This is a genomic window from Dyadobacter sp. (genome assembly GCF_051859145.1).
GTDB lineage: Bacteria > Bacteroidota > Bacteroidia > Cytophagales > Spirosomataceae > Dyadobacter.
Map to the genome: position 1 here is coordinate 1 of NZ_JBHYGF010000095.1, position 11,059 is coordinate 11,059.

The following is an 11,059-nucleotide window of genomic DNA, read 5'->3' on the forward strand; positions in this document are numbered from 1 at the left end:
TGATAGATTCAACAAAAAGAAAGGCTTTGCGCATTTTGTGATAAAGTCGTCATTAACCAAAAAGCGCGTTGACTCTGTCAATGGAATGTGCAGGCTGATGATATCCGCTTTCGCCATAATCTCCTCCAATGTTGCCTCCGCCGCAAAGCTATCACCGTAATTGTCACGGTACTTATCATAGGCAAGTACCTCGCAGCCAAATCCGCTCAGCCTTTTCGCGGTAGCAGATCCATTATTTCCGTAGCCGATAATACCTACGGTTTTGTTCATCAGTTCAATTCCCCTGTTACCTTCCCTGTCCCAGATACCCTGGCGCACTTCCCTGTCTGCTTTGAGAATATAGTTGAAGAGTGCGAGCAACATCCCCAGTGCCTGCTCCGCAACAGCGTCTCGGTTTCCCTTGCCTGCGTGGAAGAGCGTGATCTGCATTCTCTTCACCACATCCAGGTCGATTAGGTCAAGTCCTGCTCCCGCCCTGGCGATAAAACGTAGCTTTTGTGCATTGATCAGTAACTCCTCGTTAAGGAAAGTTTTACTGCGGATAAACAAGCCTTCGTAGGCAGGCAATGCAGCTTTGATATCTTCCCTGCGGAATTCGGGATGGTAATCATACGTCCAGCCACGCTCGTCAAGCATATTGAAAAGTGAGGGATGCATGGAGTCGGCAATGAGGATTTTCATGGGAGCACAGGATTTTTTGTAACTTGCCTGTTTAAGGCGCTGGCAAAAATAACAGAGAAAAGGTCAGCAGAATAGATTCAACCGCATTTTACCTACATGAGCGATCAACACGTTGATAAACCCGTAATCGGAATAACAATCGGGGATTATAACGGCATCGGGCCGGAAGTCATCCTTAAAGCATTAGAAGGAAATCAGTTAGCTAAATTGTGCACGCCGATTATCTATGGTTCCCTGAAAGTATTGAACCAGTACAGAAATCTGCTGGACATGAAAGAATGGTCGCTCCACGGGATACAAAAGGCAGATCAGGCCAACCACAAACTAACGAATGTGATTACCTGCTGGCAGGACAACCAAACGGAGGTACAGCCTGGGAAAGTGACTGCTGAGGCTGGTCAGGGTTCACTTGCTGCATTAAAGCGGGCTGTGGAGGATCTGAAAGAAGGTAAAATCCAGGCGCTGGTTACCGGACCTATTAATAAAGACAATATCCAGAGTGAGCATTTTCACTTTCCGGGCCACACCGAATACCTGGCGCAGGCTTTTGAAAAAGAAGAGGCACTGATGTTTATGGTCGCCGGGGAATTGCGCGTGGGCGTGTTGACCGGACATATTCCGCTTGAAAATGTAAAATCACAAATTACACCCGAGAAATTGTCGGCCAAGATCGAGCAGATCCTTCAATCTTTAAAGGGTGATTTTGGTATCAAAAAACCCCGCGTGGCAGTACTCGGACTTAACCCGCATGCCGGCGAGAATGGTTTACTGGGTACTGAGGAGCAGGAAGTTATCAGCCCTGTGATCAAGAGCTTTAAGGAAAAAGGAAACATTGTAGTGGGCCCGTTCCCGGCAGATGGTTTCTTCGCAGCAGGTACTTATAAACAGTTTGACGCAGTGCTGGCGATGTACCACGATCAGGGTTTGATTCCATTTAAAACACTCGCATTCAATGAGGGCGTGAACTTTACCGCGGGCCTCTCTGCCGTGCGGACATCGCCTGATCATGGTACTGCCTATAACATTGCCGGCAAAAATATCGCAGAACCAGGCTCTCTGCTGCAGGCGATCTACCTGGCTTGCGACATTTCCCGTTTCCGCATTTTTAATAGCGAGATGAACAAGAATGCACTGGTGTCCAAGCCGCAGCAGTCTGAAAGCCAGCACCCGGCAAAATCCGGAGGGAAGCAGAGGTTTAATTAGGCTGTCGGCTGTCGGCTGTCGGCTGTCGGCTTTTCTCTTTCGCAACTAGCTTCGGCTGATTTTTTTGATATTTTAACCAGATTCCTTGATGGGATTGCAAAACATACAGAAATGCTAAAATCTATGACCGGGTACGGTGTATCCAACATCGAATCCGACTCAATCAATGTTACGGTTGAGATCAAAACCCTTAATTCAAAATTCCTGGATATCTATTGCCGCATTCCGAGAAACTACTCTGAAAAGGAAATTGAAATCCGTAACCTGATCACGCAATCTCTGGAAAGAGGCAAGGTGGAATTTACATTAACTGTGCAGCCGGTTGGTAAAGCGATTGCTTCCACTTCTGTGAACAGACCACTGGTGAGCGCTTATTATAAAGATTTGCTCGCCTCCGCTAGCGAGCTGGATTTTTCCGCAGACCATACCGAGCTTTTCCGGATTGCATTGCAGATGCCAAATGCATATAATAACGAAACCGTAGACGAATCGAGCCGGGAAAATGACTGGGCGCAGATTAAGGTGGCGGTTTTAAATGCACTGCACAAATGCACCGTCTTCCGCGAGCAGGAAGGTAAAATGACGGCCGATAAGTTTGCAGATTATATCAAAAACATAGAAAACCTGCTGGCAGGCGTGGTTGAGCAGGACAAGCAGCGGATCCCGAATGTTCGCGAGCGGTTGGAAAAACAGGTGCGAGAGCTGCTGGCAGACGATAACTTTGACCCAAACCGGTTTGAACAGGAGCTGATCTATTACGTGGAAAAGTTTGATATCTCGGAAGAGAAAATCCGTTTGGCAAATCACCTTACCTATTTCATTGAAACCATGAATGCCCCGGAAAGCAATGGGAAGAAGCTCAACTTCATCGCGCAGGAAATCGGCCGGGAGATCAATACGATCGGCTCCAAGGCAAACGATGTGGCGATCCAGCATTTGGTTGTACAAATGAAGGACGAGCTGGAAAAAATCAAAGAGCAGACCATGAACATCATTTGATAAAATGGCAGGAACCAGGCTTCCCCTTTCGTTCTATCAATCGTACAATACCCGCACGCTTGCGCAAAAGTTGCTCGGCTGCGAACTTGTTCACGAAAGCGCAGAAGGTACTACCAGCGGGATCATCATAGAAACGGAGGCTTACCTCAGCGATGATCCCGCCTGTCACGCATACAACCGCCGGACTTCCCGGACCGAGCCGATGTACCAACAGGCCGGTACCATTTATGTGTACCTCATCTACGGCATGTACCAATGCTTTAACGTAGTCAGCAATGAAGCCGGCATTGGAGAGGCGGTACTTATCCGTGCTCTGGAACCCAGACAAGGTGTCGACCTCATGCAACAGCGCCGGCAGGAGATCCGCGGAAAAGCGGGCATCACTTTTAAAACAAAGCCGGTAAGTATCAAAGAACTCTGCCGCGGGCCTGGCAAGCTCGTGAAAGCAATGGGGATTGATCGTGCACTGCATAACAATCTGACCCTCGACAATGAGCTGATCTACATCAATTCTGCTGATAATGAAGAACTACCGATCGTGACGACGACGCGGATCGGTATCAATGTCGGCGCGGACCTTCCACTTCGCTACTATCTTCGCGACAACATTTTTGTAAGCAAACCCTAGGTTATATTCAACTTAAAATCCGTAAAGGTCTATTCTCCTCTACATTTCGTCCGGCTTTTTGCGATTGATTTTTTATATTTGACATATAAAACCCGGAATGCCCAACGAATACCATGAATAATCATTCACTATTTCCGGCTGAATTCGGAGCTCGCCGGCGTGGTATCCAAACTTATGAATGATTTTTTCAGGTATATTCTCCTACTGCTCATTGCCGGCTTGCTCTCTGCGAACCAATGCACACGAAACGCCAATATCAGTGCGATAGAAAACAGCTTACCTTCCCGCAGAATTGATTTTTCAGAAGATACTGTGCTGATCCGGCAATACTATGCATTCGGAACTTCGTACATTTTCCTTGATGCCGACAGGTCTATGCTCTATGCGAAGCACGTTTTAAGGCTTTCGCAAAAACATAACTGGGACGAAGGGAGAATATTGGCTTACAACCTGCTAAGTACCTATTATCTGCTCGACGGGAATTACGACGTCCTGCGTGAGCTTTCCAATGAAACAATGGCGCTTTCAGCGGAGCTCAACATGCCCCTGTATACCGCTTATGCTAAACGTTTTCTGGCGGAAAGCTACTCCGAGTACCGGCAATGGGATTCGGCGCAGGTTAATTATAACCAGGCTATCAAAATTTTTGCCGATCTGGGAGCTGATAGCGCGCGGGCCATGACGATTGAGAACCTGGGAAATTGCTACCGCGATAAGCTGATGTACAATGAAGCTATGCAGGAATACCGGCGCGCTTACCAGATCTACGATAGCCTGGACTCAGACTGGGGACGTGCCTCCATTCTCCAAAACAAAGGATACACCAAAGTGCGTCAAAAAGAGCTTGGCGCAGCGGTAAAATATTTCAAGGAAAGTCTCAGGCTTTCGCAAAAAATCAACAATCGGTACGGAGAACTCAACACGCTTAATGATCTGAGTAACACCTATTACCATCAAAATGAGTTTGATAAAGCAGTTGAAACGGGCTTGAAGGCGCTTGAATATTCAAAATCCTACCACTCTTCACAGCAAACGAACTGGGCGTTGATCACGCTTTCCAGAGCCTATAAAGCCAAGAATATGCCGGAAGTGGCTTTGAAGTTCAACGAGCAGGTCAACCATAACAGGCGGATGGTGCACGACGAAACGGTAAGAAGGCAGTATACCATGTACCAGCTGATGTACGAAAATGAGGCAATGGGATCGGAGATCCAGCAAAGTACGATTAACGAACAACAGACGATACAGCGAATCTTGCTCGGCATTACCATTGCAATTGTGGCACTAGCTGCATTCCTCTGGCTGAATAACAAAAAGCTGCGGCGCAAGAATGCGGAAATCGAAGCGGCACTGATTCAAGGTCAAACTATTGAACGAAAGCGCGTTGCGGCTGAGCTGCACGATCACCTTGGTGGCACGCTGGCTTCGTTAAACTGGTACATGTATGGTATTGATAAGAAAATGCTGTCTCCCGAAGAACAGAAAATCTATGACAGCGTTCATCAGATGGTAGGCTCGGCTTACCGGGAAGTGAGAAGTCTTTCACACAATTTAATGCCCGCCGAACTTGAAGAGCACGGGCTGATCAAAGCGCTGGACCGGCTGATTGCCAAATTGAATGAGAACAAGAACATCGATTTTCAGTTTAACCTCACCGGACTGGACAACCGCCTGAACAGCCGCGTTGAGTTTGAACTATACAGCATCGTACTTGAACTCACGAACAACATCATCAAGCACGCCGGCGCAACGCAGGCTATACTCAATCTTACTGAAAACCTGAAAACGATTTCACTAGAAGTGAAAGACAATGGAAGCGGGATCATCGAGCCAGGACGCCAGGGTACCGGGCTACGCAATGTAAAAAGCCGCGTAGAGAGTATTCACGGTAAAATCCGGATCAATACCAATGAAGAGCGCGGGACCAGCGTGGAAATTGAAATACCCAAAACATTCAACCGTTAAATGAAGTAACCTACTCTCCTGCATGGTTGAGCAGGAAAATAAATGCATTATGAATATCCCCGAAAAGGTCGCAGAATTTACAACAGCAATAAAAACCAGTCTGGAAAACGAGCGTTTCAGCAAACTATCCCTGGGCAACTACAAAGGTCCGGATGAAACGTTAAAAAACATCTACGTCAAGCGGGTGCTCGTGAAGCGTGAGGAAAAACTGAGCTTTACTTACCGCCACAAAACACGCGACATTACCCGCAATTATCCCATTGAGGAAGGAATAGATATACTGTTGAGACTGATCGGCAGTGAGTTTTACGTGGCTACTTTACAAACCATTGATTTTGATCTTCAATTTGAGATAACCAGGAATCAGCAGGTGGTTTTAAGAAAAAAGGAGGTAACGAACCGGGAAGCACCCTCACTCAGTCATGACAAGAACAAGAAAAGACTGATCTCAGCCGGAAAGAAGCCCTATTTACAACAACTTGGCATTACCGACGAGCAAGGAAATGTATTGAAGAACGCGCAGGATAAATACCGGCAGATCAACCATTACATCGAATTGCTTAGTGGTTTAATCAGCGAAGTACCTGACCGCGATGTGTTGAAAGTGGCAGATATGGGATCGGGAAAGGGTTACCTCACATTTGCATTGTACGATTACCTGCAAAACGTACTGAACCGTAAAGCAGAAGTGACTGGCGTAGAGTTCAGGAATGATCTCGTAACACTCTGCAACGATATTGCTGCGCATGCCGGATTCGAAAACCTGCATTTCACCGAAGGTACAATCGAAAGCTTTGACAGTGCCGGAACGGACATCCTCATCGCGCTGCATGCCTGCGATACCGCCACCGACGATGCGATCTGGAAGGGAATCTCCGCAGGAGCAAGCCTGATCGTGGTTGCACCCTGCTGCCACAAGCAGATCCGCCGGGAAATAGAAAAACATAAAGTCAACAATGATGTCCAATTTCTAACCCGGTACGGTATTTTTCTGGAACGTCAGGCAGAGATGGTTACGGACGGGATACGGGCTTTGGTGATGGAGCATTTTGGCTACAAAACAAAAGTTTTCGAGTTCGTTTCTGATGTACATACACCTAAAAACGTAATGGTTGTGGGCGTCAAAGATCCATCCGGCAAAACCGACCCAAATGCTGCTCTCCAAAAAATAAAGGCGGCTAAGGAATACTTCGGAATCGGCTACCACCATCTGGAAAGAATAGCGGGTATCGAAGGATAAAATGCCCTTTTTTGAGCTTCTATGCCTATATTGCGACTTTTTTGTTAAACCTGATTAACTCAATATGTGGAATAAAATAGCGACTTACATCATCCGGTACCGGCTTATGTGGGTTGCCCTGGTACTGGTATCTACGGTCTTTATGGCTTACGAGGCCAGTAAAATTGAACTCTCCTACAACTTTGCAAGAATCCTCCCTGCCAACGATCCCGTTGAGAAAGAATACCAGGATTTCAGAAAATTATTCGGGGAAGATGGCAGTGTAATGGTGATTGGCTGGCAAGATTCTCAGCTTTTTAACATCAATAAATTCCGCGACTGGTACAAGCTCTCCGAAGAGATAAAAGCCTCGGAAGGGATCAAGAATGTACTTTCTCTTGCTAATGTTTATAAAATAGTCCGCAACGACAGTCTTACCCGGTTTGATTTCGCGCCGGTGATCAGACAAATGCCCACCACCCAGGCAGAGGCAGATAGTCTCAAAAAGGAGATCGCAAACCTGCCCATTTATGAGGGACTTGTAATCAACAGCAAAACCAACGCTACGCTCATCGTAGTGACATTCAACGACAAGGAACTCAACTCAAAACGCCGCCTCACGATTGTTGATGACATCGAGAAAATGGCGGAGACTTTTGCCCAAAAATACAACACCGACCTGCATTATTCAGGTATGCCCTACATTCGGACGGTTAACATGAAAAAAATTTCCGGTGAAATGGAGCTTTTTATGGGACTTGCTGTATTTGTGACACTATTGATCCTGTGGGCATTTTTCAGGTCATTACGACTTACACTTTTGTCTATTGTCGTGGTGTTGATCGGCGTGGTATTCTCGGTCGGTATCCTGCATTTATTTAACTATAAGATCACCGCACTTACCGGCCTCATTCCGCCATTGCTGATCGTGATCGGCGTGCCTAACTGTGTGTTTTTGATTAATAAGTACCAGTCGGAGCTCATCGAACATAATAACAAAGACGAAGCTTTAATGCAGATGATCCGCCAGATCGGACTATCTACATTCCTGGCGAATATGACGACTGCTATTGGTTTTGGCGTGTTCTACTTCACGAACAGTAGTTTGTTGGTTGAATTTGGTGTTGTTGCTGCGATCAGTGTCATGGTCACCTATGTGCTTTGTCTGCTCTTGCTGCCGATCACGCTGCATTATATGAGTGTTCCGAAAGCGCGCCACCTGAAACATTTGGAAGGTAAATGGGCCAATGGATTTCTGACCAAGGTGGATTATCTGGTGCATTACCGCAGAAAAGAAATTTACATTGCGATGGTGCTCATGATCATTGTATCCGCATTTGGTATGACCAAGATCAAGAGCATTGGGTATGTAGTCGATGACCTGCCGAAAAAGGATATTGTTTACACAGACCTTCGGTTTTTTGAGAAGAATTTCAATGGAGTACTTCCATTTGAAGTGATGATCAACACAAAGCAGCCCAATGGGATTTTTGCAGATCAGGCGGAGGCACTCTACAAAATAAAAGCCTTTCAGAATGAAATGGCCAAGTTTCCCGAGTTTTCAAAGCCCGTCTCTATTGTGGAAGCTTCCAAATTCCTTTACCAGGCTTACCGGGGGGGCGATTCAAAATACTATGCATTACCCGGCGTACTTGAACTGAATAAGGTATCAAACTACATTCAGGGACAACAGGGTGCTGCGAAACAGTTGAATTCATTCCTGAATGAAGACAAAAGTGTAACCCGCGTAAGTTTTCAAATGGCAGATGTAGGCTCGGAGCGCATTAAAGAACTGATGCAGCAGATCCGTCCGAAGGTCGATTCCATTTTCAGTCCTGCCAAATACAAAGTGAGCCTCACCGGACACAGTCTCGTTTTCCTGAAAAGCAATGATTACCTGCTCAGCAATCTTTACGAAAGTCTGCTCATCGCCATTGTACTCATCGCAATCGTGGGAATGGTGCTTTTCAGATCTATCCCGATCATTCTTTTATCAAAACTACCTTGCTTAATTCCCCTGGCGCTTACCGCGGGTATCATGGGGTATTTTGATATTTATTTTAAACCGACTACGATCCTTATTTTCAGTATTACGTTCGGAATTGCATCCGACGGAACTGTTTACTTCCTGACCAGATACCGGGAGGAACTTTACAAAAATGGGTTAACGCCGACAAAGGCGGTGACGCGCTCCATTTTCGGAACAGGATTAAGTATGATCTATACCGCAATCATTCTATTCTGCGGGTTCTCGATCTTCTCGGCGTCCAGTTTTGGAGGTACCGCAGCAATGGGGGTGATGGTGTCAATTACGTTGCTGGTGGCGATGTGTACCAACCTGATATTGCTACCTGCATTGCTCTTGTCAATTGCGAAAAGGCAGGGAAAAGATGTAAAACCAACCTAAAATTGGAGTAAAGGCTTTTCAAAGCTCGACGTTCAGTCGGGCTTTGAAGGTATCTTCTCGAAACTCTGGTCCATCCACTCTTCGGGAATGTCGTCCAGCGCCTGCTTCAATTTATCTGCCCAAATTTCCGAGATCGCCAGCATATCTTTTTGCTCATACCGGTGCTCGACAATCTGGAAGCTGTCTTTCTTATATAACACCACATCTATCGGGAAATCTACGTCATTGTTGCTCACGCGTGTTGAATCAAAAGAGAGGAACCCGGCTTTAAGCGCCTGCTTCATGGTAGATTCCTGGTTAAGTACCCTGTTGAGGATCGCCTTTCCCTGACCCGAATTCCCGATGATCACGTAAGGGGAACCTTCATCCAGCTCCACCCAGTTGCCTTCGGAGTAAAGCAGAAAAAGCTTGTGTTCTGCATCATCGCGCAGCTGTCCGCCAACGATCGTGTTCAGGTTGAATTTGAAGCCCGACCGTTCCAGGTTAGCCCTGTCTTCCTCCGCCACCCGCTTGATCTGCTCGCCGAATGCATTCACAGCCTTGTACAGCTTGTTGTATACAACGCCTTCGTTGATCAGTTCTTCAAAGTAATGCACCGCCTTATCACGCACAGACCTTAATCCGCTGGTCATAATGAACATCGAATAATTATCCTGCTGAGTAACATACATTTTCTTTTTCACTGTGGTATTGGTACCGGCTGTAATGCGGGTATCGGCCAATGCTACCAGTCCTTCTTTAACTTTTATTCCTAAGCAGTAAGTCATTTTTTTCTTTTTAATTACGGGCATAAAGCAGTTTGTCAATGATGAAACGCAGCCCGGTTTATCTTAAATCTGGTATCAAAAGTACCAAATTGAACGGTGACCAAACGAGAAAAAAGGCTTTTTCACGATTTTTTTGAATATTGGCCACTCAGAAACCGGAACAAAGCGCATTGAAAAAACTGTACTATGCCCCACAAAATCGAAACCGCACATCTGTTTCCTCTACTAGATCAAAAGCTGATTGAGCTGTTGAAATCACTTTCCGCAGAAGAATGGAATAAGCCTACCGTTGCCAAACAGTGGTGCGTTAAAGATGTAGCTGCGCATTTGCTTGACGGAAACCTTCGCGTAATATCCCATATGCGCGACGGATACCTCAGTCCGCCCGATCGGGAAATCAGCTCCTATGCAGATCTTGTCGCGTACTTAAACCAGTTTAATGCAGATTGGGTAAAGGCTTCAAAGCGTTTAAGTTATCAGCTCATCACTGAGCTTTTGGAAAGTACGGGACAGCAGTATTCAGCGATCATGCACGCCCAGGATCCCGATGTGGACGCGATCTTCTCAGTAGCCTGGGCTGGCGAACAAACTTCCAAAAACTGGTTTCACATTGCGCGCGAGTACACCGAAAAGTGGCACCACCAGCAGCAAATCAGGGAAGCTACCGGCCGACCCGGCATTCTTACCAAAGCGCTTTTTCTTCCATTTATAGAAACATTGCTACGCGGCTTACCGCACACTTACCGGAATACAGAAGCTGCACCTGGGACCACAATCAAGATCACGATTGTACTGGAAGAATCATTTTCCTGGTACCTGCTGAAAGCAGACAATTGGGAACTTACCACTGAAGTTGCCGGTGATGAAAACGCCGGAATCATTATTCCCGCCGATATCGCATGGAAGCTCTTTACCAAAGCCTTGTCCCCGTCAGAAGCAAGAAGTGCGGTAACACTTACGGGCGACGAGCACTTAGCAGCCGTTGCAATGAACCTGATCGCGATCATGGGCTAATGTTTCCTAAACATAACGGCAGAAAATTTAACGATGTTAGAAACCGCGTCATCGATCCAAAACAGTATTCAGCCAGTATATTGATCATGAAACTTTTGACCATTATCTTAACTGCGCTGCTGCTGTTTGCAGGCTGTCGTGAGAAAAACAACCTGTCTGCTGCGGATAAAACGGGC

General features: G+C 46.4%; 9 protein-coding genes. 7 read left to right on the forward strand and 2 right to left on the reverse strand.

Translation table 11 applies throughout. From position 1 onward, the window contains the following. The coding region (locus tag ACTIE6_RS07085) for an NAD(P)-dependent oxidoreductase (RefSeq protein WP_439555970.1) at positions 1-681 on the reverse strand (681 nt) is incomplete at its 3' end. A 96-nt stretch (positions 682-777) separates the two neighbouring features. On the opposite strand from ACTIE6_RS07085, the gene pdxA reads away from it, so the two are divergent. From pdxA to ACTIE6_RS07115, 6 genes are all read left to right on the forward strand, one after another. Then, positions 778-1,884, forward strand: coding sequence for a 4-hydroxythreonine-4-phosphate dehydrogenase PdxA (pdxA, locus tag ACTIE6_RS07090; protein WP_439555971.1), 1,107 nt, complete (start codon positions 778-780; stop codon positions 1,882-1,884). Positions 1,885-1,995: 111 nt separating this feature from the next. Beyond that, positions 1,996-2,883 carry a YicC/YloC family endoribonuclease gene (locus ACTIE6_RS07095; protein WP_439555972.1) on the forward strand — a complete coding sequence of 296 codons (888 nt, stop codon included), beginning with the start codon at positions 1,996-1,998 and terminating at the stop codon, positions 2,881-2,883. Between the two features lie 4 nt (positions 2,884-2,887). Further along, positions 2,888-3,511, forward strand: a complete 624-nt coding sequence (locus ACTIE6_RS07100; protein ID WP_439555973.1) for a DNA-3-methyladenine glycosylase — start codon at positions 2,888-2,890, stop codon at positions 3,509-3,511. A 174-nt stretch (positions 3,512-3,685) separates the two neighbouring features. Next, on the forward strand, positions 3,686-5,476 hold the full coding sequence (locus ACTIE6_RS07105) for a tetratricopeptide repeat-containing sensor histidine kinase (protein WP_439555974.1): 1,791 nt from the start codon (positions 3,686-3,688) through the stop codon (positions 5,474-5,476). A gap of 49 nt (positions 5,477-5,525) precedes the next feature. Next, positions 5,526-6,716, forward strand: a complete 1,191-nt coding sequence (locus ACTIE6_RS07110; RefSeq protein WP_439555975.1) for a class I SAM-dependent methyltransferase — start codon at positions 5,526-5,528, stop codon at positions 6,714-6,716. Positions 6,717-6,780: 64 nt separating this feature from the next. After that, entirely contained in the window at positions 6,781-9,102 is a 2,322-nt protein-coding gene (locus ACTIE6_RS07115; protein ID WP_439555976.1) for an efflux RND transporter permease subunit, read from the forward strand. A gap of 32 nt (positions 9,103-9,134) precedes the next feature. Here ACTIE6_RS07115 and ACTIE6_RS07120 read toward each other — a convergent pair whose 3' ends face one another. Then, positions 9,135-9,869 carry a peptidase gene (locus tag ACTIE6_RS07120; RefSeq protein WP_439555977.1) on the reverse strand — a complete coding sequence of 245 codons (735 nt, stop codon included), beginning with the start codon at positions 9,867-9,869 and terminating at the stop codon, positions 9,135-9,137. 186 nt (positions 9,870-10,055) lie between these two features. On the opposite strand from ACTIE6_RS07120, the gene ACTIE6_RS07125 reads away from it, so the two are divergent. Next, positions 10,056-10,883 (forward strand): maleylpyruvate isomerase N-terminal domain-containing protein, encoded by an 828-nt coding sequence (locus tag ACTIE6_RS07125; protein ID WP_439555978.1) that lies wholly within the window; start codon positions 10,056-10,058, stop codon positions 10,881-10,883. Positions 10,884-11,059 lie beyond the last annotated feature (176 nt).

What these genes read in the sequence shown, in the direction of transcription:
- ACTIE6_RS07100 (WP_439555973.1), top strand. Translation starts at nt 2,888, where the DNA reads ATGGCAGGAACCAGGCTTCCCCTTTCGTTCTATCAATCGTACAATACC.
- ACTIE6_RS07105 (WP_439555974.1), top strand. Translation starts at nt 3,686, where the DNA reads ATGAATGATTTTTTCAGGTATATTCTCCTACTGCTCATTGCCGGCTTG.
- ACTIE6_RS07095 (WP_439555972.1), top strand. Translation starts at nt 1,996, where the DNA reads ATGCTAAAATCTATGACCGGGTACGGTGTATCCAACATCGAATCCGAC.
- ACTIE6_RS07125 (WP_439555978.1), top strand. Translation starts at nt 10,056, where the DNA reads ATGCCCCACAAAATCGAAACCGCACATCTGTTTCCTCTACTAGATCAA.
- ACTIE6_RS07110 (WP_439555975.1), top strand. Translation starts at nt 5,526, where the DNA reads ATGAATATCCCCGAAAAGGTCGCAGAATTTACAACAGCAATAAAAACC.
- ACTIE6_RS07120 (WP_439555977.1), bottom strand. Translation starts at nt 9,869, where the DNA reads ATGACTTACTGCTTAGGAATAAAAGTTAAAGAAGGACTGGTAGCATTG.
- pdxA (WP_439555971.1), top strand. Translation starts at nt 778, where the DNA reads ATGAGCGATCAACACGTTGATAAACCCGTAATCGGAATAACAATCGGG.
- ACTIE6_RS07115 (WP_439555976.1), top strand. Translation starts at nt 6,781, where the DNA reads ATGTGGAATAAAATAGCGACTTACATCATCCGGTACCGGCTTATGTGG.